This is a genomic window from Salinispora tropica CNB-440, from assembly GCF_000016425.1.
Classification (GTDB): Bacteria; Actinomycetota; Actinomycetes; order Mycobacteriales; family Micromonosporaceae; genus Micromonospora; species Micromonospora tropica.
This window is the reverse complement of record NC_009380.1, coordinates 4,463,873-4,485,212: the sequence shown is the minus strand read 5'-3', so window position 1 is coordinate 4,485,212 and position 21,340 is coordinate 4,463,873. Positions and strand designations below refer to the sequence as shown.

Annotated in this window: 29 protein-coding genes; all 29 read left to right on the top strand. The window is 66.7% G+C overall.

The annotated features are described in order from the left end of the window. The first annotated feature begins 120 nt into the window (after positions 1-120). Positions 121-4,014, top strand: a complete 3,894-nt coding sequence (locus STROP_RS19780; protein WP_012015132.1) for a DNA-directed RNA polymerase subunit beta' — start codon at positions 121-123, stop codon at positions 4,012-4,014. An 85-nt stretch (positions 4,015-4,099) separates the two neighbouring features. Further along, positions 4,100-4,447: a VOC family protein gene (locus STROP_RS19775; protein ID WP_026275345.1), complete on the top strand. Its 348-nt coding sequence runs from the start codon at positions 4,100-4,102 to the stop codon at positions 4,445-4,447. A 24-nt stretch (positions 4,448-4,471) separates the two neighbouring features. After that, positions 4,472-4,843 carry a hypothetical protein gene (locus tag STROP_RS19770; protein ID WP_012015130.1) on the top strand — a complete coding sequence of 124 codons (372 nt, stop codon included), beginning with the start codon at positions 4,472-4,474 and terminating at the stop codon, positions 4,841-4,843. A gap of 289 nt (positions 4,844-5,132) precedes the next feature. Further along, the gene (locus STROP_RS19765; RefSeq protein ID WP_012015129.1) at positions 5,133-5,561 is read left to right on the top strand and encodes a phage holin family protein; all 429 of its coding nucleotides are present in this window, start codon (positions 5,133-5,135) and stop codon (positions 5,559-5,561) included. 486 nt (positions 5,562-6,047) lie between these two features. Next, on the top strand, positions 6,048-6,422 hold the full coding sequence (gene rpsL, locus STROP_RS19760; RefSeq protein ID WP_007465318.1) for a 30S ribosomal protein S12: 375 nt from the start codon (positions 6,048-6,050) through the stop codon (positions 6,420-6,422). Position 6,423: 1 nt separating this feature from the next. Next, the gene (gene rpsG, locus STROP_RS19755) at positions 6,424-6,894 is read left to right on the top strand and encodes a 30S ribosomal protein S7 (protein ID WP_012015128.1); all 471 of its coding nucleotides are present in this window, start codon (positions 6,424-6,426) and stop codon (positions 6,892-6,894) included. A gap of 74 nt (positions 6,895-6,968) precedes the next feature. Further along, the gene (gene fusA, locus STROP_RS19750) at positions 6,969-9,065 is read left to right on the top strand and encodes an elongation factor G (protein ID WP_012015127.1); all 2,097 of its coding nucleotides are present in this window, start codon (positions 6,969-6,971) and stop codon (positions 9,063-9,065) included. 222 nt (positions 9,066-9,287) lie between these two features. Next, complete coding sequence (tuf, locus tag STROP_RS19745) at positions 9,288-10,481, top strand: elongation factor Tu (RefSeq protein WP_012015126.1); 1,194 nt, start codon at positions 9,288-9,290, stop codon at positions 10,479-10,481. A gap of 347 nt (positions 10,482-10,828) precedes the next feature. Beyond that, a complete protein-coding gene (gene rpsJ, locus STROP_RS19740) occupies positions 10,829-11,137 on the top strand; it encodes a 30S ribosomal protein S10 (RefSeq protein WP_007073037.1) in 309 nt (102 codons plus the stop codon). Between the two features lie 11 nt (positions 11,138-11,148). Continuing rightward, positions 11,149-11,808, top strand: coding sequence for a 50S ribosomal protein L3 (gene rplC / locus STROP_RS19735; protein WP_012015125.1), 660 nt, complete (start codon positions 11,149-11,151; stop codon positions 11,806-11,808). Continuing rightward, positions 11,805-12,455 (top strand): 50S ribosomal protein L4, encoded by a 651-nt coding sequence (rplD, locus tag STROP_RS19730; protein ID WP_012015124.1) that lies wholly within the window; start codon positions 11,805-11,807, stop codon positions 12,453-12,455. The genes rplC and rplD overlap by 4 nt, the downstream gene beginning before the upstream one ends. After that, positions 12,452-12,754 carry a 50S ribosomal protein L23 gene (rplW, locus tag STROP_RS19725; RefSeq protein WP_012015123.1) on the top strand — a complete coding sequence of 101 codons (303 nt, stop codon included), beginning with the start codon at positions 12,452-12,454 and terminating at the stop codon, positions 12,752-12,754. The genes rplD and rplW overlap by 4 nt, the downstream gene beginning before the upstream one ends. Positions 12,755-12,766: 12 nt before the next feature. Continuing rightward, positions 12,767-13,606: a 50S ribosomal protein L2 gene (rplB, locus tag STROP_RS19720; RefSeq protein ID WP_012015122.1), complete on the top strand. Its 840-nt coding sequence runs from the start codon at positions 12,767-12,769 to the stop codon at positions 13,604-13,606. Positions 13,607-13,618: 12 nt separating this feature from the next. Next, positions 13,619-13,900 carry a 30S ribosomal protein S19 gene (gene rpsS, locus STROP_RS19715; protein ID WP_012015121.1) on the top strand — a complete coding sequence of 94 codons (282 nt, stop codon included), beginning with the start codon at positions 13,619-13,621 and terminating at the stop codon, positions 13,898-13,900. 40 nt (positions 13,901-13,940) lie between these two features. Further along, the gene (rplV, locus tag STROP_RS19710) at positions 13,941-14,399 is read left to right on the top strand and encodes a 50S ribosomal protein L22 (RefSeq protein WP_012015120.1); all 459 of its coding nucleotides are present in this window, start codon (positions 13,941-13,943) and stop codon (positions 14,397-14,399) included. Continuing rightward, positions 14,399-15,265 (top strand): 30S ribosomal protein S3, encoded by an 867-nt coding sequence (gene rpsC / locus STROP_RS19705; RefSeq protein WP_012015119.1) that lies wholly within the window; start codon positions 14,399-14,401, stop codon positions 15,263-15,265. The genes rplV and rpsC overlap by 1 nt, the downstream gene beginning before the upstream one ends. Positions 15,266-15,268: 3 nt before the next feature. Continuing rightward, positions 15,269-15,694, top strand: a complete 426-nt coding sequence (gene rplP / locus STROP_RS19700) for a 50S ribosomal protein L16 (RefSeq protein ID WP_007465292.1) — start codon at positions 15,269-15,271, stop codon at positions 15,692-15,694. Next, entirely contained in the window at positions 15,694-15,930 is a 237-nt protein-coding gene (rpmC, locus tag STROP_RS19695; RefSeq protein WP_012015118.1) for a 50S ribosomal protein L29, read from the top strand. Before rplP ends, rpmC begins: the two co-directional genes overlap by 1 nt. After that, on the top strand, positions 15,927-16,202 hold the full coding sequence (rpsQ, locus tag STROP_RS19690; protein ID WP_012015117.1) for a 30S ribosomal protein S17: 276 nt from the start codon (positions 15,927-15,929) through the stop codon (positions 16,200-16,202). Before rpmC ends, rpsQ begins: the two co-directional genes overlap by 4 nt. Positions 16,203-16,300: 98 nt before the next feature. Further along, positions 16,301-16,669 (top strand): 50S ribosomal protein L14, encoded by a 369-nt coding sequence (gene rplN, locus STROP_RS19685; protein WP_007073026.1) that lies wholly within the window; start codon positions 16,301-16,303, stop codon positions 16,667-16,669. Continuing rightward, a complete protein-coding gene (gene rplX, locus STROP_RS19680) occupies positions 16,666-16,992 on the top strand; it encodes a 50S ribosomal protein L24 (RefSeq protein ID WP_012015116.1) in 327 nt (108 codons plus the stop codon). Before rplN ends, rplX begins: the two co-directional genes overlap by 4 nt. After that, on the top strand, positions 16,989-17,558 hold the full coding sequence (gene rplE, locus STROP_RS19675) for a 50S ribosomal protein L5 (RefSeq protein ID WP_012015115.1): 570 nt from the start codon (positions 16,989-16,991) through the stop codon (positions 17,556-17,558). Before rplX ends, rplE begins: the two co-directional genes overlap by 4 nt. A gap of 1 nt (position 17,559) precedes the next feature. Beyond that, complete coding sequence (locus STROP_RS19670; protein ID WP_007073023.1) at positions 17,560-17,745, top strand: type Z 30S ribosomal protein S14; 186 nt, start codon at positions 17,560-17,562, stop codon at positions 17,743-17,745. A gap of 93 nt (positions 17,746-17,838) precedes the next feature. Continuing rightward, positions 17,839-18,246, top strand: coding sequence for a 30S ribosomal protein S8 (rpsH, locus tag STROP_RS19665; protein WP_012015114.1), 408 nt, complete (start codon positions 17,839-17,841; stop codon positions 18,244-18,246). Positions 18,247-18,262: 16 nt separating this feature from the next. Then, positions 18,263-18,805: a 50S ribosomal protein L6 gene (gene rplF / locus STROP_RS19660; protein WP_012015113.1), complete on the top strand. Its 543-nt coding sequence runs from the start codon at positions 18,263-18,265 to the stop codon at positions 18,803-18,805. Next, entirely contained in the window at positions 18,802-19,191 is a 390-nt protein-coding gene (gene rplR, locus STROP_RS19655; RefSeq protein ID WP_012015112.1) for a 50S ribosomal protein L18, read from the top strand. The genes rplF and rplR overlap by 4 nt, the downstream gene beginning before the upstream one ends. A 34-nt stretch (positions 19,192-19,225) precedes the next feature. Then, positions 19,226-19,840, top strand: coding sequence for a 30S ribosomal protein S5 (rpsE, locus tag STROP_RS19650; RefSeq protein WP_012015111.1), 615 nt, complete (start codon positions 19,226-19,228; stop codon positions 19,838-19,840). Beyond that, positions 19,840-20,022 (top strand): 50S ribosomal protein L30, encoded by a 183-nt coding sequence (gene rpmD / locus STROP_RS19645; RefSeq protein WP_012015110.1) that lies wholly within the window; start codon positions 19,840-19,842, stop codon positions 20,020-20,022. The genes rpsE and rpmD overlap by 1 nt, the downstream gene beginning before the upstream one ends. After that, positions 20,022-20,465, top strand: coding sequence for a 50S ribosomal protein L15 (rplO, locus tag STROP_RS19640; RefSeq protein ID WP_012015109.1), 444 nt, complete (start codon positions 20,022-20,024; stop codon positions 20,463-20,465). The genes rpmD and rplO overlap by 1 nt, the downstream gene beginning before the upstream one ends. Positions 20,466-21,340 lie beyond the last annotated feature (875 nt).

Sequence of the window (21,340 nt, the reverse complement as noted above, 5' to 3'; positions counted from 1 at the left end):
GTGGCGAGGGTTGCGGGCTGGCCGAGCCCTGCACGTCCGGCTTGATCCGGAAGTGAGTCGGCCGGCCCGCCACCCCGCCGAGACCTAGCTAGAGACCAGACACGACACGAGGGATATAACGTGCTCGACGTCAACTTCTTCGACGAGCTGCGCATCGGCCTCGCCACCGCCGACGACATCCGGCAGTGGTCCCACGGCGAGGTCAAGAAGCCGGAAACGATCAACTACCGCACTCTCAAGCCGGAGAAGGACGGGCTTTTCTGCGAGAAGATCTTCGGTCCTCAGCGGGACTGGGAGTGCTACTGCGGCAAGTACAAGCGGGTCCGCTTCAAGGGCATCATCTGTGAGCGCTGCGGCGTCGAGGTGACTCGGTCCAAGGTCCGCCGGGAGCGGATGGGGCACATCGAGCTGGCTGCCTCGGTGACCCACATCTGGTACTTCAAGGGCGTGCCGAGCCGGCTGGGTTACCTGTTGGATCTTGCCCCCAAGGATCTTGAGAAGATCATTTACTTCGCCTCGTACGTGGTGACGAGCGTGGACGCCGAGGCGCGTCACCGGGATCTCGCCACCATCGAGAACGAGATTCTCGCCGAGAAGCGGCAGTCCGAGAACAGCCGGGACTCGGAGATCGAGAAGCGGGCTGGCAAGCTCGAGGCCGACCTCGCCGAGCTGGAGGCCGAGGGCGCCAAGGCGGACGTCCGGCGCAAGGTCAAGGAGGGCGGAGAGCGCGAGATGCGCCAGATCCGCGACCGGGCCCAGCGTGAGATCGACCGCCTGGACGAGGTGCTGGACACCTTCCGCAAGCTGGAGCCGAAGCAGCTGGTCACCGACGAGTTGCTCTACCGGGAGCTGCGCGACCGGTTCGGCGAGTACTTCACCGGTGGGATGGGGGCCGAGGCAATCAAGGCCCTGGTCCAGAACATGGACCTCGACGCCGAGGCGGAGAGCCTGCGGGAGACCATCCGCACCGGTAAGGGGCAGCGGAAGATCCGGGCGCTCAAGCGACTCAAGGTGGTCGCCGCGTTCCTGAACACCAGCAACTCGCCGCTCGGCATGGTGCTGGACTGCGTCCCGGTCATCCCGCCGGACCTGCGCCCGATGGTGCAGCTCGACGGTGGCCGCTTCGCGACCTCCGACCTGAACGACCTGTACCGTCGGGTGATCAACCGGAACAACCGCCTCAAGCGGCTGATCGACCTCGGCGCTCCCGAGATCATTGTCAACAACGAGAAGCGGATGCTTCAGGAGGCCGTTGACGCGTTGTTCGACAACGGTCGCCGTGGTCGACCGGTCACCGGTCCGGGTAACCGTCCGCTCAAGTCGTTGTCCGACATGCTCAAGGGCAAGCAGGGCCGGTTCCGGCAGAACCTGCTCGGTAAGCGGGTCGACTACTCGGGTCGATCGGTCATCGTGGTCGGTCCGAAGCTCAAGCTGCACCAGTGCGGCCTGCCCAAGCAGATGGCGTTGGAGCTGTTCAAGCCGTTCGTGATGAAGCGGCTGGTGGATCTCAACCACGCGCAGAACATCAAGTCTGCCAAGCGGATGGTCGAGCGGCAGCGGCCGGTCGTCTGGGATGTCCTCGAGGAGGTCATCGGCGAGCACCCGGTGCTGCTCAACCGGGCGCCGACCCTGCACCGACTGGGTATCCAGGCGTTCGAGCCGCAGCTGGTCGAGGGCAAGGCGATCCAGATTCACCCGTTGGTCTGCACCGCGTTCAACGCCGACTTCGACGGTGACCAGATGGCGGTCCATGTGCCGCTGTCGGCCGAGGCTCAGGCCGAGGCGCGGATCCTGATGCTCTCGTCCAACAACATCCTCAAGCCGGCCGACGGCAAGCCGGTGACCATGCCCACCCAGGACATGATCATCGGTCTCTACCACCTCACCCACCGCACTCCGGGTGAGCGGGGTGAGGGCCGGGCGTTCAGCTCGGACGCCGAGGCGCGGATGGCGTTCGACAACGGGGAACTGCACCTGCAGGCGCCGGTGAAGATCCGCCTGCGCGGTCTCGTCGGGGTCGAGAGCGGCCCCGGTGCCGAGCCGTGGACCGCGCCGGAGGGCTGGGTCGAGGGTGACCCGATCACGGTGGAGACGACGCTCGGTCGGGTCCTGTTCAACGAGACCCTGCCTCCGGGCTACCGGTTCGTGAACTACGAGATCCGAAAGGGTCAGCTCTCCGCGATCGTCAACGACCTCGCCGAGCGTTTCCCGAAGGTCGCTCTCGCGGCCACCCTGGATGGTCTCAAGGAGGCCGGCTTCCACTGGGCCACCTGGTCCGGCGTGACCATCGGGATGGAGGATGTCCTTGCGCCGCCGCGCAAGCGGGAGATCCTCGGTCGGTACGAGAAGGAAGCGGACCGGATCGACAAGCAGTACCAGCGTGGTCTGATGACCGCCGAGGAACGTCGCGGTGAGCTCATCGAGATCTGGACCAAGGCGACCAACGAGGTCGCCAAGGAGATGGACACCGCGCTACCGCAGGAGAACCCACTCTGGAAGATGATCAATTCGGGAGCCCGCGGTAACCTGCTGCAGCTCCGGCAGATCGCCGCGATCCGTGGCTTGGTGGCGAACCCGAAGGGTGAGATCATCCCGCGTCCGATCAAGGCCTCCTACCGCGAGGGCCTGTCGGTACTGGAGTACTTCATCTCCACGCACGGTGCCCGCAAGGGCCTGGCGGACACCGCCCTGCGTACCGCCGACTCGGGTTACCTGACCCGTCGTCTGGTGGACGTCTCGCAGGACGTGATCATCCGCGAGGAGGACTGCGGCACCGACCGGGCCATTCCGATGCAGGTGGGTCAGCAGGCCGGGGAGGCCGGCTCGCTGGTCGTGCACGAGCACGCGGAGACCAGCGTGCACGCCCGTACGTTGGCGGACGACATCAAGGGGCCGGACGGCACCGTCGTCGCCGAGCGGGGCGCGGACATCAACTCGATCCTGGTGGACAAGATCGTCGCCGCCGGGGTGGAGTCCGTCCGGGTCCGCAGCGTGCTCACCTGTGAGTCGAAGCTGGGCGTCTGCGGGGCCTGCTACGGCCGTTCGCTCCCGACCGGCAAGACCGTGGACGTCGGCGAGGCGGTTGGCATCATCGCCGCCCAGTCGATCGGTGAGCCGGGTACGCAGCTCACGATGCGTACCTTCCACACCGGTGGTGTCGCTGGGGAGGACATCACCCAGGGTCTGCCCCGGGTCCAGGAGATCTTCGAGGCTCGTATCCCGAAGGGCAAGGCCCCGATTGCGGACACCCCTGGTCGGGTCCGGATCGAGGACGGCGAGCGGTCTCGGAAGATCATTGTGGTGCCGGACGACGGCAGTGACGAGATCGCCTACGACAAGATCTCCAAGCGGGTCCGACTGCTGGCCAACGACGGCGACCACGTCGAGGTCGGCGAAAGGCTCACCGTGGGTACGATCGACCCGCACGAGCTGCTCCGCATCCTGGGTCCGCGTGCGGTCCAGGTCCACCTGACCCAGGAGGTTCAGGAGGTCTACCGCTCGCAGGGTGTGCTGATCCACGACAAGCACATCGAGATCATCATCCGGCAGATGCTCAAGCGGGTGACGGTCATCGACTCCGGCTCGACCGAGTTCCTGCCGGGCGTGCTCGTGGACCGGGCGCTGTTCGAGTCGGAGAACCGCCGACTCGTCTCCGAGGGCGGCGAGCCCGCCGCTGGCCGTCCGGTGCTGATGGGTATCACCAAGGCCTCTCTGGCCACCGATTCCTGGCTCTCGGCGGCCTCCTTCCAGGAGACCACCCGGGTGCTGACGGACGCGGCGATCCACGCCCGCAGCGACTCGTTGATCGGTCTCAAGGAGAACGTGATCATCGGTAAGCTCATCCCGGCTGGTACTGGCATCAGCAAGTACCGCAACGTTCGGGTCGAGCCGACCGAGGAGGCGAAGGCCAAGGTCTACTCGATGACCGGTTACCCGGAGACCGATTACGGCTTCGGACCGGCCAGTGGCCAGGCGGTCCCGCTGGACGACTTTGACTTCGGGTCGTACCGCTAGAAACAGTGATCGACGCGGCCCCCGGCATCGCCGGGGGCCGCGTCGTGTTTTGGCGGTGTCGGTGCCGGACGGTACCGTCCCCGGCATGTCTGACAGTCCGTTGCGTAGGGTAGACACCGTCTTCGTCAAGGTTGACGATCCACATGCTGTGGCCGGGTGGTACCAGGAGACCCTGGGCTGGCCGGAGCTCTTCCGTACCTCGCACATCGTGGTGCTCCAGGCGCCCGAGGGCCCACCGGTGACCCTGCTCAACCCGGCGGGGGGCGAGTGGTCTGGTTTCAACTTCCACGCCCCCGACGCCGCCGCGGCCCGCCAATGGCTGATCGAGCGGGGGGCCGAGGTCGGCGAGCTGAACCAGGCCCCTGATCAGCCGGTGACCTGGTTCTGGTTCCGTGATCCGCTTGGCAACCGGCTCGAGGTCTGTTCCTACTGATTCGGGCCCGGGCATGATGGGGGCATGAGCACCGCTTCCGGGCCCACCCCGGTCGTCCTGCCAGGGCTGGCCCGGCACCCGCTCGACCCGAATCCTGTTCGGTCGACGAAGGCGCGGGCGGTCTTCGCGCTCGGGCTGTTCGGGGCGCTGACGGGTCTGTGCGTCGGGGGAGCGGTACCGGCAAGCGTGGCACTGATGTTGGCGCGGCAGGCGCGTCGTGAGGCGTACCTGTCTGGGGGGTTTCTCACCGGTGCAGCCTGGCTGCGGCGAGGGGAGCGACTGGCCTGGACCGGCCTGGTGTTGACCATGGTCGTGGTGATTGTCGTGGTGGTGATCGGCGTCATCCGGCTGGCGGAGGCCCCCTACGAGCAGGATTTCGCCCCGAACGTGGACTGACCACGGGAGCGTCGACCACGTCGGGCATCGCCCGCTGGCCGTGCGACGGTAGCCTGACCGATGTTCGGCGCTTGGCGTCGACCGCCGACTTGGAGGACCTGTGACCGATCCGGCACGCCCGCAGGGCACCGACCCGACGGCGCCCGGCGGGCCGCAGGGGCCAGCGGAGGGCGAACTCCGTCCGCCGGGCCTGAGGGCGCCGACGCCGGACCCCTGGGCCCGGCCACCAGCGCCGTCCGGTCCGGCGGGCACGCCACCGACCGCAACCCCCGGTTGGGGTCCTTTGCCGATGGTGTCTCCGCCTCCACCGCGGGACGCGTTGGGTCAGCCGAGGCGGGTTGATGCGGTGCCGGGTACGCCGTTCGGGGTCGTACACCTCGACGTGCCGGCGGTGACCTCCGGTCTCGCGGTGGGGTCCCTGGTCGCGGGGATTGTTTCGATTTTGGTCTCGTTGCTGGTGGTCTGTGTCGGCATGGCTGGGGCGGACGGGGATGGCGCATGGGCCGCGGGCGCCTTTACCGTGCTGGGCGCCCTCACCGGGGCGGGTGCTGTTGGCGCCGGTCTGCTCGGGCTGCGGCAGATCAGCCGGCCGATGCCGCCACCGGCGGTCCGGTTCGCCGGTCGGGGACTGGGCTGGGCCGGAGTGAGCTGCGGTGGTGCCGGCCTGCTGCTCAACGTGGGCGGGCTTGGGTTGGTGTTACTCGTGGCGTTGTCGTGACCGCCCGGTCTATGGCTTTTTGTCCGGTTGTTGGGAACCGAGGGCCGTGGGATTGTTGCCGGGTGAAGCCGGTACACTCGACTCGGTAGGTGCCCGGCACGGGCGCGCAGGCCGAACGGTTTCGATTGGCGGGTGACCCCGCCAGCCGCCCCGTTTTGACCAGCGCGGTTGTGGTAGGTACTCTTTCCCCTTGTGCCCAGGCATGCCTGGGCAGTTTGTGCGTGCGCTGGGATCTCGCTCGATCGGTGTTCTCGCGGCGTACGACGACAGCCAGAGATCCGGCCTACCTCATGCCGGTGACCAAACCCGGTTTTCGCCCGCAAGCGACGACGACCGGGAGAACCGCGAATCGGCGACACGCCCGACCGCGGGTGCTGGGACCCCGGCAGGTGGCCCTGGTTGGAATGTAGGAGAGCCGTCCATCCGGCCGGCTAGAAGCAGACGGCGCGGTCGCCTCTGGGCGGCCGAAGGGAGCGGAGAAACCCGGTGCCCACCATTCAGCAGCTGGTCCGAAAGGGCCGTCAGGCCAAGACGACCAAGACGAAAACCCCCGCCCTGAAGGGGTCCCCGCAGCGGCGGGGCGTGTGCACCCGGGTGTACACCACCACCCCGAAGAAGCCGAACTCGGCGCTGCGTAAGGTCGCTCGGGTCAAGCTCAGCAGCCAGATCGAGGTGACCGCCTACATTCCGGGCGTCGGCCACAACCTCCAGGAGCACTCGATCGTGCTGGTCCGCGGTGGCCGGGTGAAGGACCTCCCCGGTGTGCGGTACAAGATCGTCCGTGGCTCGCTGGACACCCAGGGTGTCCGCAACCGTAAGCAGGCGCGTAGCCGCTACGGCGCGAAGAAGGAGAAGAGCTGACATGCCGCGTAAGGGACCCGCTCCGCGGCGGCCGCTGGTCGCTGACCCGGTGTACAACTCGCCGCTGGTCACCCAGTTGGTGAACAAGATTCTGCTGCGTGGCAAGCGTCAGCTGGCCGAGACCCTCGTCTACGCGGCGCTGGAGGGCTGCCGGGAGAAGTCCGGCACCGACCCGGTGGTCACCCTCAAGCGAGCGATGGACAACGTCAAGCCGACGCTCGAGGTGCGCAGCCGCCGAGTCGGTGGCGCCACCTACCAGGTGCCGGTCGAGGTTCGCCCGGCCCGCGCCACCACCCTGGGCCTGCGCTGGCTGGTCACCTACGCCCGCGCCCGGCGCGAGAAGACCATGGTTGAGCGGCTGATGAACGAGCTGCTGGACGCGAGTAACGGTCTCGGTGCCGCCGTCAAGCGGCGCGAGGACACCCACAAGATGGCCGAGTCCAACAAGGCCTTCGCGCACTACCGCTGGTAACACCCGGGTTCCGGCGCCGTCTCGGCGCCGGAACCACACCAGTTGTGTCGAGACGACGATAAGTAGGGATTGAAGTGGCCGCCGCAGACGCGCTCGCCAACGTACGCAACATCGGCATCATGGCGCACATCGATGCCGGTAAGACCACTACCACCGAGCGAATCCTGTTCTACACCGGTATCACCTACAAGATCGGTGAGGTTCATGAGGGCGCTGCCGTCATGGACTGGATGGCGCAGGAGCAGGAGCGCGGTATCACGATCACTTCCGCCGCCACGAAGTGCGAGTGGAAGGGCCACACGATTCAGATCATCGATACGCCCGGCCACGTCGACTTCACGGTCGAGGTCGAGCGGTCGCTGCGGGTTCTGGATGGTGCGGTCGCGGTCTACGACGGAGTCGCCGGCGTGGAGCCGCAGACGGAGAACGTCTGGCGTCAGGCCGACAAGTACAACGTTCCGCGGATGTGCTTCGTCAACAAGCTCGACCGGACCGGTGCCGACTTCTTCCGCTGCGTCCAGATGATGGTTGACCGGCTCAACGCCACCCCGCTGGTGCTCCAGGTCCCGATTGGGCTTGAGTCCGAGCACATCGGCGTCGTCGACCTGATCGGGATGCGTGCCCTCACCTGGCGTGGGGAAACCCAGAAGGGTGAGGACTACGCGGTCGAGGAGATCCCGGCCGAGTTGGCCGACGTTGCCACCGAGTGGCGCGAGAAGCTGATGGAGACGTTGGCCGACGTCGACGACGCGGTGATGGAGAAGTACCTGGAGGGCGAGGAGTTCTCCGTTGAGGAGATCAAGGCCGCCATCCGCCGGGCAACCATCGCCGGTAAGGCCAACCCGGTCCTCTGCGGCTCCGCCTTCAAGAACAAGGGCGTCCAGCCGATGCTCGACGCCGTGGTCGACTACCTGCCGTCGCCGTTGGACGTCCCGGCGATCGAGGGCACCGCGACCGACGGTGAGACCCCGATGCTGCGGAAGCCGTCCACCTCGGAGCCCTTCGCTGGTCTCGCATTCAAGATCCAGACCGACAAGCACCTTGGGAAGCTCACCTACGTCCGGGTCTACTCCGGTGTGGTGGAGACCGGTTCGCAGGTGGTCAACTCCACCAAGGACCGCAAGGAGCGGATCGGCAAGATCTACCAGATGCACGCCAACAAGCGGGAGGAGCGCGGCTCCGCCAAGGCTGGCGACATCATCGCGGTTCAGGGTCTGAAGCAGACCACCACCGGTGACACCCTTTGTGACCCGGCGAATCCGGTCATCCTCGAGTCGATGACCTTCCCGGAGCCGGTCATTGAGGTGGCTATCGAGCCGAAGACCAAGGCCGACCAGGAGAAGCTCAGCACCGCCATCCAGCGGCTGGCCGAGGAGGACCCGACCTTCCGCGTCAAGCTGGACGAGGAGACCGGGCAGACGGTCATCTCCGGCATGGGTGAGCTGCACCTGGACATCCTGGTGGACCGGATGCGCCGCGAGTTCAACGTCGAGGCGAACATCGGTATGCCACAGGTCGCCTACCGCGAGACCATCCGCCGCAAGGTGGAGAAGGTCGAATACACCCACAAGAAGCAGACTGGTGGTTCCGGCCAGTACGCCCGGGTGATCATCAGCCTGGAGCCGTTGCCCCTGGACAACGAGGCTCCGACCTACGAGTTCGCCAACGCCGTAACCGGCGGTCGGATCCCGCGGGAGTTCATCCCCTCGGTGGACGCGGGTGCGCAGGATGCCATGCAGTACGGCATTCTGGCCGGCTTCCCGCTGGTCGGGGTGAAGCTGACGCTGGTCGACGGTCAGTACCACGAGGTCGACTCGTCCGAGATGGCGTTCAAGATCGCCGGTTCGATGGTGCTGAAGGATGCGGCCCGCAAGGCTGATCCGGCGCTGCTCGAGCCGATGATGGCCGTTGAGGTCACCACTCCCGAGGAGAACATGGGTGATGTCATCGGCGATATCAACTCCCGTCGCGGCATAATTCAGGCGATGGAGGAGCGCGGCGGTGCCCGCGTCGTCCGTTCCCTGGTGCCGTTGTCGGAGATGTTCGGCTACGTCGGCGACCTGCGGTCGAAGACCCAGGGCCGGGCTAGCTTCAGCATGCAGTTCGACTCCTACGCCGAGGTTCCGGCCTCGGTGGCGAGGGAGATCATCGCCAAGGCGACTGGCGAGTGACGCTCGTCTGAGCCGTTCGATGATCCGGGGCGGGTCGCGGGAGGGTCTCCCCGTCCGCGACCACCTCGGTCGGAGGGCATGATTTCGGGCCTGTAGGCTTCATCGCCGCAGAACCCACAAATGGCTTCCCGGCCATCAGGCCGGAAAGGCTGTCGACAGAGTCCTAAGCGCCGACCGGCGCACCGGGGCGAACGAACCAAGAAAGTCCACAGGAGGACACCAGTGGCGAAGGCGAAGTTCGAGCGGACTAAGCCGCACGTCAACATCGGCACCATTGGTCACATCGACCACGGTAAGACGACGCTGACGGCGGCCATCACCAAGGTCCTGCACGACCAGTACCCGGACCTGAACCCGTACATGCCGTTCGACGAGATCGACAAGGCGCCGGAGGAGAAGGCCCGCGGCATCACGATCTCGATCGCGCACGTCGAGTACCAGACCGAGGCGCGGCACTACGCGCACGTCGACTGCCCCGGTCACGCCGACTACATCAAGAACATGATCACCGGTGCGGCCCAGATGGACGGTGCGATCCTCGTGGTCGCGGCGACCGATGGCCCGATGCCGCAGACCCGCGAGCACGTGCTGCTGGCCCGCCAGGTTGGCGTGCCGTACATCGTCGTGGCGCTCAACAAGAGCGACATGGTTGACGACGAGGAGCTCCTTGAGCTCGTCGAGCTCGAGGTTCGTGAGCTGCTCTCCTCGCAGGAGTACCCGGGCGACGACCTGCCGGTCGTGCGGGTGTCCGCGCTGAAGGCCCTTGAGGGTGACCCGGAGTGGGCCGGCAAGCTCATGGAGCTGATGACCGCGGTCGACACCTCGATCCCGCAGCCGGAGCGCGAGATCGAGAAGCCGTTCCTGATGCCGATCGAGGACGTCTTCACGATCACCGGCCGGGGCACGGTCGTCACCGGTCGCGCCGAGCGTGGCGTGCTGAAGCCGAACGAGGAGGTGGAGCTCGTCGGCATCCGTGAGAAGTCGACGAAGACCACCTGCACCGGCATCGAGATGTTCCGGAAGCTGCTGGACGAGGCTCGCGCGGGTGAGAACGTCGGCCTGCTGCTGCGTGGCGTGAAGCGCGAGGACGTCGAGCGCGGCATGGTCGTCATCAAGCCGGGCACCGCCACCCCGCACACCGAGTTCGAGGCGACGGTCTACATCCTCTCCAAGGAGGAGGGCGGCCGCCACACGCCGTTCTTCCAGAACTACCGTCCGCAGTTCTACTTCCGGACCACGGACGTCACCGGCGTTGTTACCCTCCCCGAGGGTACCGAGATGGTCATGCCGGGCGACAACACCACGATGACCGTGAAGCTGATCCAGCCCATCGCGATGGAGGACAACCTCAAGTTCGCGATTCGCGAGGGTGGCCGCACGGTTGGCGCGGGTCGCGTCACCAAGATCATCAAGTGAGCTAGGTAACCCCGATTAGGTATGCCGCCGGTCGTGCGGCATACTAGTCAGGTTGCGTAACGATGGTTTCCCCGTTCGTGTTCAGCGACGCTGAACCTCCGGGCGGGGGACCAGTCGGGCGCAGGGTGGTTGGCGACGCTTCGCTGGCCACCCTCGCGCGGCGTCTAGATCGCCATTGTGCGATCGACGTGATGACCCACCGCGGCAGGATCGCTCCGGAATCCCGGGGCGAACTCTGAACCAAAGGCGCGACACGCCCGACCGCGGGGGTCGGCGAAGCGGGCCCGGTGCCACTCGGCGCAGGCGTCCGCAACACAGCGGCATCGAGAGAAGGAACAGAAGCCACTATGGCGGGACAGAAGATCCGCATCCGGCTCAAGGCCTATGACCACGAGGTCGTCGACTCCTCGGCTCGGAAGATCGTCGAGACGGTGACGCGCACCGGGGCGCAGGTCGCAGGCCCGGTGCCGCTGCCCACGGAGATCAACCGTTTCTGCGTTATCCGCTCGCCGCACAAGTACAAGGACTCGCGCGAGCACTTCGAGATGCGCACGCACAAGCGGCTGATCGACATCATCGACCCGACCCCGAAGACGGTCGACTCGCTCATGCGCCTCGACCTGCCGGCTGGCGTCGACATCGAGATCAAGCTGTAGGGATCGGACAAATGGACAGGCAAGTCAAGGGGATCCTGGGCGCGAAGCTCGGCATGACCCAGGTCTGGGACAACAACCGTGTTGTCCCGGTGACTGTGGTGCAGGCCGGCCCGTGTGTCGTCAGCCAGGTCCGTAGCCAGGAGAAGGACGGCTACGCGGCGGTCCAGTTGGCGTATGGCGCCATCGACCCACGCAAGGTCAAGAAGCCGATCAGCGGTCACTACGCAAAGGCCGATGTCGCGCCGCGCCGGCACATCGTCGAGCTGCGCACGACCGACGCCGGCGAGTACTCGTCCGGCCAGGAGGTCACGGTCGAGGAGTTCCCGGCCGGTATCTCGGTCGACGTGACCGGAAAGACCAAGGGCAAGGGCTACGCCGGCCCGATGAAGCGGCACGGCTTCCACGGCCTGCGCGCCAGCCACGGTGTGGAGCGCAAGCACCGCTCGCCGGGCTCGATCGGCGGCTGCGCCACTCCGGGACGTGTCTTCAAGGGCACCCGGATGGCCGGCCGGATGGGTGGTGTGCGCTACACCGTCCAGAACCTGACCGTCCAGGCGGTTGACACCGAGAACAATCTCCTGCTCGTCCGTGGTGCCATCCCTGGCCCCAAGGGCGCGCTGGTCCTGGTTCGCACTGCGGCCAAGGCGAAGAAGGGTGGGGCAGCCAAGTGACCACCGTTGATGTCCTCACCGTCGAAGGCACCAAGGCCGGCTCCGTCGAGTTGCCCGCTGACATCTTCGACGCGCAGGCCAACATCGCGCTGATGCACCAGGTTGTGGTGGCTCAGCTTGCGGCGGCCCGACAGGGCACGCACAAGACCAAGACGCGGGGCGAGGTTGCCGGCGGCGGCAAGAAGCCCTACAAGCAGAAGGGCACCGGCCGGGCCCGTCAGGGCTCGATTCGCGCCCCGCAGTTCGCCGGGGGTGGCGTGGTCCACGGCCCGGTGCCGCGCGACTACAGCCAGCGGACCCCGAAGAAGATGAAGGCCGCCGCGCTGCGGGGTGCCCTCTCGGATCGGGCCCGCGCCGACAAGGTGCACGTCGTCGAAGCGTTCGTCGCCGGTGAGAAGCCGTCGACCAAGGCCGCCCTGGCCACCTTGGCGAAGCTGACCGAGGCGCGCCGGGTGCTGGTGGTGCTGAGCAGCACCGATGAGCTGAACTGGGTGTCGCTGCGCAACGAGCCGCGGGTGCACCTGATCGAGTCCGGCCAGCTCAACACGTACGACGTGCTGCTGGCCGACGACGTGGTCTTCACCAAGGAGGCCCTGGAGGAGTTCCTGGGCGTTCCCGCTGAGACCACCGAGGAGGGTGGCAAGTGAGCACGATCGCCGACCCGCGCGACATCATCATTGCGCCGGTCGTCTCGGAGAAGAGCTACAGCGAGCTGAACCGTAACTGGTACACGTTCCTGGTGCACCCGGACGCGAACAAGACCGCGATCAAGATCGCCATCGAGCAGATCTTCAACGTCCGCGTCCTGACGGTCAACACGCTCAACCGCGTGGGCAAGCGTAAGCGGACCCGGACCGGGTTCGGCAAGCGCAAGGACACCAAGCGGGCGATGGTGAAGCTGGCTGACGGTGACCGTATCGAGGCCTTCGGCGGCCCGGTCAGCTGAGGGGTGTAGACAATGGCTATCCGTAAGTACAAGCCGACGACGCCGGGCCGGCGTGGCTCGAGCGTTGCCGACTTCGCCGAGATCACCCGGTCTACGCCGGAGAAGTCGCTGCTGACCCCGCTGCCGAAGAAGGGCGGGCGTAACGCCCACGGCCGGATCACCGCCCGCCACCAGGGCGGCGGCCACAAGCGCCAGTACCGGATCATCGACTTCAAGCGGGTCGACAAGGACGGCGTGCCGGCGAAGGTCGCGCATATCGAGTACGACCCGAACCGCACCGCGCGGATCGCGCTGCTGCACTTCCTGGACGGCGAGAAGCGGTACATCCTCGCACCGAAGGACCTGAAGCAGGGCGACATCGTCGAGTCGGGCCCGGGCGCCGACATCAAGCCGGGCAACAACCTGCCGCTGCGGAACATCCCGGTCGGTATGACCATCCACAACGTGGAGCTGCGTCCGGGCGGTGGTGCCAAGCTGGCCCGCTCCGCGGGGACCGGAATCCAGCTGCTCGGCCGGGAGGGCGCCTACGCGACCCTGCGTATGCCGTCCGGAGAGATCCGGCGCGTCGACGTTCGCTGCCGGGCCAGCATTGGTGAGATCGGCAACGCCGACCAGTCAAACATCAACTGGGGCAAGGCCGGCCGGATGCGGTGGAAGGGCAAGCGCCCGACCGTCCGTGGTGTGGCCATGAACCCGGTCGACCACCCGCACGGTGGTGGTGAGGGTAAGACCTCTGGTGGCCGTCACCCGGTCAACCCGCAGGGTAAGCCCGAGGGCCGTACCCGCCGTAAGGGCCAGCCGAGTGACCGGCTGATCGTCCGCCGTCGCTACGCCACGCGTAAGCGCGGCTGAGGGAGATAAGAGATGCCTCGCAGCCTGAAGAAGGGCCCGTTCATCGACGACCACCTGCTCAAGAAGGTGGAGACGCAGAACGACAAGGGCACCAAGAACGTCATCAAGACCTGGTCGCGGCGCTCGACGATCATCCCGGAGATGCTGGGTCACACGATCGCTGTGCACGACGGACGCAAGCACGTCCCGGTATTCGTGACCGAGGCGATGGTCGGGCACAAGCTCGGCGAGTTCGCGCTGACCCGCACGTTCAAGGGTCACGAGAAGGACGACCGGAAGAGCCGTCGGCGCTGACGCCGCGGGCATACGGATAGAGGAACAAGGGGTTACAGCGATGCCAGGAAAGGGCGACGCTCCGGTGCTTCCGGGCGCGCGGGCGGTTGCGCGGTACGTGCGCATCTCGCCGATGAAGGCGCGCCGGGTGGTCAACCTCGTCCGCGGCCTGCCCGCGAAGGAGGCGCTCACGGTGCTGCAGTTCGCGCCACAGGCCGCGAGCGAGCAGGTGTACAAGGTACTCGCGAGCGCGATCGCCAACGCGGAGAACAACGAGCGGCTGGACCCCGATGCGCTGCTCGTCAGCGAGGCGTACGTGGACGAGGGCCCGACGATGAAGCGGTTCCAGCCGCGCGCCCAGGGCCGGGCGTACCGGATCCGGAAGCGCACCTGTCACATCACGGTGGTGGTTGAGGCGGTCGCGCCGGCTGCGCCGAAGAAGGCGGCGGCGAAGAAGGCGGCCCCGGCGAAGGAGACCACGCCAGCTGCGACCGAGAGCAAGACGGAGGGTGCCGAGTAATGGGTCAGAAGGTTCACCCGCACGGGTTCCGGCTCGGCATCTCGACCGACTGGAAGTCGCGCTGGTTCGCGGACAAGCTCTACAAGGACTACGTCGGCGAGGATGTCAAGATCCGGCGGATGATGTCCAAGGGCCTGGAGCGGGCGGGAATCTCCAAGGTTGACATCGAGCGCACTCGGGACCGGGTCCGCGTCGACATCCACACCGCCCGGCCGGGCATCGTGATCGGCCGTAAGGGCGCCGAGGCCGACCGGATTCGCGGCAAGCTGGAAAAGCTGACCGGTAAGCAGGTCCAGCTCAACATCATCGAGGTGAAGAGCCCCGAGTCGGACGCGCAGCTCGTCGCGCAGGGCGTGGCCGAGCAGCTGTCCAGCCGGGTCAGCTTCCGTCGGGCGATGCGCAAGGCCATGCAGTCGGCGATGAAGAACCCGGTCTGCAAGGGCATCCGGGTGCAGGTCTCGGGGCGGCTCGGTGGTGCCGAGATGAGCCGGACCGAGTTCTACCGCGAGGGCCGGGTCCCGCTGCACACGCTTCGGGCCAACATCGAGTACGGCTTCTTCGAGGCCCGGACCACCTTCGGCCGCATCGGCGTGAAGGTTTGGATCTACAAGGGCGACGCGGTGCCGGGCCGGGAGACCCCAGCCGAGGCGCCGTCGCGCCCGCGACGGGAGCGCGGCGACCGCTCGGAGCGTCCGCGTCGGGGTAGGTCTGGTTCGTCCGGCACCACCGCTGGTGGCACCGAGGCCGGCCGAGCCGCCGCGACCACCATCGCGCAGGCGGCCGAGACGCCGAGCGGCGAGTCGGTGGACGCTGGCGCGGTCGCGTCGGCTGCCACCCAGCCGGCAGAAACGCAGCAGGAGGGCTGACAGATGCTGATGCCGCGCAAGCCCCCGAAGGGCTTCCGCAAGCCGCACCACCCGGACCGCAGTGGCGCGTCCAAGGGCGGTAACCGGGTGGTGTTCGGCGAGTTCGGGATCCAGGCTCTCGAGCCGGCCTACGTGACCAACCGCCAGATCGAGTCGGCGCGTATCGCGATGACCCGGCACATCAAGCGTGGTGGCAAGGTCTGGATCACGATCTTCCCGGACCAGGCGCTCACCAAGAAGCCGGCGGAGACCCGGATGGGTTCCGGTAAGGGCTCTCCCGAGTGGTGGGTCGCGAACGTGAAGCCGGGGCGGGTGCTCTTCGAGATGTCCTTCCCCAACGAGCAGATCGCGCGTGAGGCGATGCGTCGCGCGATCCACAAGCTCCCGATGAAGTGCCGGATTGTTACACGCGAAGTGGGTGAATCCTGATGGCAGCGGGCGTTAAGGCCGCCGAGCTGCGTGAACTCTCCGAGGAGGAGCTGGTCACGAAGCTGCGCGAGGCTAAGGCGGAGCTGTTCAACCTCCGCGTGCAGGCCGCAACCGGGCAGCTGGACAACAACCGGCGGCTGCAGGTCATTCGTCGGGAGATCGCCCGGATCTACACGATCATGCGTGAACGCGAGCTGGGGCTCTCGGCCGCGCCGACTGAGGTGACTGCAGGATGAGCGAGAACACCACCGCGACCACGCGGGCCCGCCGGAAGGTTCGTGAGGGCCTCGTGGTCAGCGACAAGATGGACAAGACCGTTGTCGTCGAGGTCGAGGACCGCGTCAAGCACGGGCTGTACGGCAAGATCATGCGCCGTACCAGCAAGCTGAAGGTCCACGACGAGCAGAACTCGGCCGGCATCGGCGACCGGGTCCTGATCATGGAGACCCGGCCGTTGTCTGCCACCAAGCGGTGGCGGCTCGTGGAGATCCTCGAGAAGGCCAAGTAGCGAAGGCTCGAGCTCGGCCGGTTCCGGTCGGGCGCAGGTTCCGCCAGGCTCCGGCCGCCGTGCTGCGGCCGGAGAACCGGCAGACATAGGAGATAGACGTGATTCAGCAGGAGTCGCGACTGCGCGTCGCCGACAACACGGGTGCCCGGGAGATCCTGTGCATCCGGGTGCTCGGTGGCTCCGGTCGGCGCTACGCGAGCATCGGCGACGTCATCGTGGCCACCGTCAAGGACGCGATCCCGGGTGCCGGTGTCAAGAAGGGCGATGTCGTGAAGGCGGTCGTCGTCCGTACCGCCAAGGAGAAGCGGCGGCCGGACGGCTCGTACATCCGCTTCGACGAGAACGCCGCCGTCATCATCAAGGACGGCGGGGACCCGCGTGGCACCCGTATCTTCGGCCCGGTTGGCCGGGAGCTGCGGGACAAGCGGTTCATGAAGATTATTTCTCTCGCGCCGGAGGTGTTGTGACCGTGAAGGTCAGGAAGGGCGACACGGTCCTCGTCATCGCCGGCAAGGACAAGGGCGCCAAGGGTAAGGTCATCGCGGCCTACCCGCGGCAGGACAAGGTCCTGGTCGAGGGCGTGAACCGGGTCAAGAAGCACACTCGCATCAGCACCACCCAGCGTGGCGCGAAGACCGGTGGCATCGTCACCCAGGAGGCTCCGATCCACGTCTCGAACGTGATGGTCTTGGACTCCGACGGCAAGCCGACCCGGGTCGGCTACCGGATCGACGACAACGGCCAGAAGGTCCGCATCGCGCGTAGCACCGGTAAGGACCTGTCATCATGACCACGGCTACCGAAACCAAGACCATGCCGCGCCTCAAGGAGCGGTACCGTAACGAGATCGTGGGCCAGCTGCGGGAGCAGTACCAGTACGGCAACCCGATGCAGGTGCCGGGCCTGGTCAAGATCGTTGTCAACATGGGCGTCGGCGAGGCCGCTCGGGACGCCAAGTTGATCGACGGTGCGGTCCGCGATCTGGCCACTATCACCGGCCAGAAGCCGCAGGTTCGGCGGGCCACGAAGTCCATCGCGCAGTTCAAGCTGCGGGAGGGGATGCCGATCGGCGCGAAGGTCACTCTGCGCGGCGACCGGATGTGGGAGTTCCTGGACCGGCTGCTCTCCATTGCGCTGCCGCGAATCCGTGACTTCCGCGGTCTCGACGGGCGCAAGCTCGACGGGAACGGCAACTACACGTTCGGTCTGACCGAGCAGTCGGTGTTCCACGAGATCGACCAGGACAAGATCGATCGCCAGCGGGGCATGGACATCACGGTGGTCACCACCGCCACGACCGACGATGAGGGCCGGGCGCTGCTCAAGTTCCTGGGCTTCCCGTTCAAGGAGAACTGAGATGGCGAAGAAGGCGCTGATCCTCAAGGCGGCCGCGAAGCCGAAGTTCTCGGTTCGCGCGTACACCCGCTGCCAGCGGTGCGGGCGTCCGAAGGCGGTCTACCGCAAGTTCGGTCTCTGCCGGGTCTGCATCCGGGAGATGGCCCACCGCGGTGAGCTGCCCGGCGTGTCCAAGGCTTCCTGGTAATAGCCCGGCGCGCTCCGCGCGTCAGCTGCACTGTCTCTTCGCCGTAGGCCCGGGACCAACCGGGAACCCCGGCGAGAAAGGTTGACGAGTTTAATGACGATGACCGACCCGATCGCAGACATGCTCACGCGTCTGCGTAACGCCAACCAGGCGTACCACGACCGGGTGACGATGCCCTACTCGAAGATCAAGGCGAATATCGCCGAGGTCCTCAAGTCCGAGGGGTACATCAGCACCTGGTTGGTCGAGGAGCCCGAGGAGAGCGCCGTCGGCAAGCGACTGGTCGTCGAGCTGAAGTACGGCCAGAGCCGCGAGCGGAGCCTGGCCGGCATCAAGCGCGTGTCCAAGCCCGGCCTCCGGGTGTACGCCAAGTCGGGTGAGCTCCCGCGGGTGCTCGGTGGGCTTGGTGTGGCGATCATTTCGACGTCCCAGGGGCTGCTCACCGATCGGCAGGCCCGCAAGCGGAGCGTTGGCGGGGAAGTCCTCGCCTTCGTCTGGTAACGGGAGACAGGTAGAAATGTCGCGTATTGGACGTAAGTCGATCCCGGTGCCAACCGGCGTTGACGTCACGATTGCCGGCCAGACCGTCACGGTCAAGGGCCCCAAGGGCGAACTCTCACACACCATCGCCGAGCCGATCACCATCGACCGTGCGGAGGACGGGCAGCTGAACGTGGCTCGCCCGAATGACGAGCGCAAGGCCAAGGAGCTGCACGGACTGAGCCGTACTCTGGTCGCCAACATGATCGTCGGCGTTACCGAGGGCTACCGGAAGAGTCTGGAGATCGCGGGCACCGGTTACCGGGTTACCGCGAAGGGCAAGGACCTCGAGTTCGCCCTCGGGTTCTCGCACCCGGTCACCGTGGTGGCGCCGGAGGGCATCACCTTCTCGGTGGAGAAGCCGACGCTGTTCCACGTGGCCGGCATCAACAAGCAGCTGGTCGGTGAGGTCGCCGCGAACATCCGCAAGATCCGTCCGCCGGAGCCCTACAAGGGCAAGGGCGTGAAGTACCAGGGTGAAGTGATCCGCCGTAAGGCCGGAAAGGCAGGTAAGAAGTGAGCGCCACGCTGCTCAAGCGTCGCCGCGGCGTCGCCGCCAAGCGCGCCGTCGGGCGGGCGCGCCGGCACTTCCGGGTCCGCCGGCAGGTCAGTGGTACGCCCGCGCGTCCCCGCCTGGTGGTCACCCGTTCGCTGCGGCACATGGTCGCCCAGATCGTGGACGACACCAAGGGGCACACCCTGGTTTCGGCCTCGACCCTGGATGCCTCGCTGCGGGGCACCGAGGGCGACAAGAGTGTCTTGGCCGGCAAGGTCGGCGTCCTGCTCGCCGAGCGGGCGAAGGCCGCTGGTATCGCCAAGGTCGTCTTCGACCGCGGTGGCAACCGGTATGCGGGGCGGGTTGCCGCGCTGGCCGACGCCGCCCGCGAAGCCGGGCTCGAGTTCTGACAAACCCCGTCACGAGAGAGAAGGAAGGCTGCTGATGCCAGGTCAACAGCGCCGTGGCGGCGGGTCCGGTGGCAACGAGGGTGGTCGCCGCGACAACCGCCGTGAGGGCGGCCGCGGAAACGCGCCCGTCGAGAAGACCCCGCACCTCGAGCGGGTCGTCGCGATCAACCGCGTCGCAAAGGTCGTGAAGGGTGGTCGTCGCTTCAGCTTCACCGCCCTGGTGATCGTGGGCGACGGCGACGGCACCGTCGGTGTGGGCTACGGAAAGGCCAAGGAGGTGCCCGCGGCGATCGCCAAGGGTGTCGAGGAGGCCAAGAAGCACTTCTTCAAGGTGCCGCGGATTGGTCAGTCCATCCCGCACCCGGTGCAGGGCGAGGACGCCGCTGGTGTCGTGCTGCTGAAGCCGGCTTCGGCCGGTACCGGCGTTATCGCCGGCGGTCCGGTCCGCGCCGTGTTGGAGTGCGCCGGCATTCACGATGTGCTCTCGAAGAGCCTCGGGTCGTCCAACCCGATCAACATCGTGCACGCCACGCTGGCGGCGCTGAAGGGGCTTGAGTCCCCCGAGGCCGTCGCCGCCCGGCGGGGCCTGCCGGTTGAGGACGTTGCGCCGGCGGCCATGCTGGCGTCGCGGGCGGAGGTGGCGTCCTGATGGCTCGCCTGAAGGTCACCCAGGTCCGGTCCGAGATTGGGACCAAGCAGAATCAGCGGGACTCGCTGCGTTCGCTTGGGCTCAAGCGGATCAACGACGTGGTGGTCAAGGAGGACCGTCCGGAGATTCGCGGCATGATCTTCACGGTCAACCACCTCGTGAAGGTCGAGGAGGTCGAGTAATGACGATCAAGGTCCACCACCTGCGTCCGGCGCCGGGTGCCAAGACCACCAAGACCCGTGTGGGTCGTGGTGAGGGCTCCAAGGGCAAGACCGCCGGTCGCGGTACCAAGGGGTCCAAGGCCCGGAAGAACATCTCGGCGGCCTTCGAGGGTGGGCAGATGCCTATCCACATGCGGCTGCCGAAGATGAAGGGCTTCAAGAACAAGTTCAAGGTGACCTTCCAGGTCGTCAACCTGGAGCGGCTCGCCGAGCTGTTCCCGAACGGCGGCCAGGTTGGCCCGGCCGAGTTGGTCGATGCCGGTGCGGTCCGCAAGGGCCAGCCGGTCAAGGTTCTCGGAACCGGCGACCTCGGTGGCGTGACCCTCCAGGTCTCGGCGCACGCGTTCAGCGCGTCGGCCAAGGAGAAGATCACCGCTGCCGGTGGTTCGATCACCGAGCTGTAAGAGTTCTGCGGCGTGGGCAGGTCGGGAAGCCGATCGTGCCCACGCCGCAACTCGTTGGCCGTGGTTTTGCCGCTGGGCTTTGGTCGCGGGAAACGCGAAGTGCCCCGAATCGGTTGCGGTGTGGTTCAGCTGGCTGACTGAGCGACCGGAGAGTCGCACGGCGTTGGTAATAGCGATCCTACGACTGCCATCGCATTTCTTTCCCACAAAGAGTGAGACCGTGGTTTCGCGGCCCGCCTTCGTGGCGGCTGCGGTAGCTTCGGGAAGCGTGGCCGGGTCGATGCGGTCACTCTTTTCAAATTGACCAACGGGAAAAGTAGGGCTTGCTTCCGGGTTTTGGTCGCGTCGGGACCGGGAGGGCCGGGGGTCCCGGTGCCGTGAGGTCAGCGACGCCACTTCCGCACTCACGCGGAGCGCCCGATGTGGACTAGTCGATCATGATAGATGTGCGGGTGAGGCCCGACGGGGCTGCGGCGAGCGACAGCGTGGTAGTCGCATCGAAGCCGAAGCCGAAGCCGAAGCCGAAGCCGGGGCCGGGGCACACGGGAGTCTTCGTTGATCTTCGCTATAGTGGCCAGCAATTCTGCACGCTAGCGCACGGGTGGTGCCAGGTCAATAGAAGATTATAAACGTGATAATTTGGCGCGTCGCTCTCTTGTGGCCGGATTGCGCACGTAGACTGCTCCGGGCCCCGATGTGGGAGGCCGTGGAGGTCTCGGTCCCTCGTCTGCCCGGCTTCGTAAGCCACGGTCTGGCGGAACAAGGTGGCTAGGCACCCAGTGGTGTGGTGTTGGGCCAGCCTGTTAAGGTGTGATCTCGGCGTCGTCTAGGTCGCCAGTCTGATGGTGCCCGTGTTGGCGAATGGCCACGCGGCC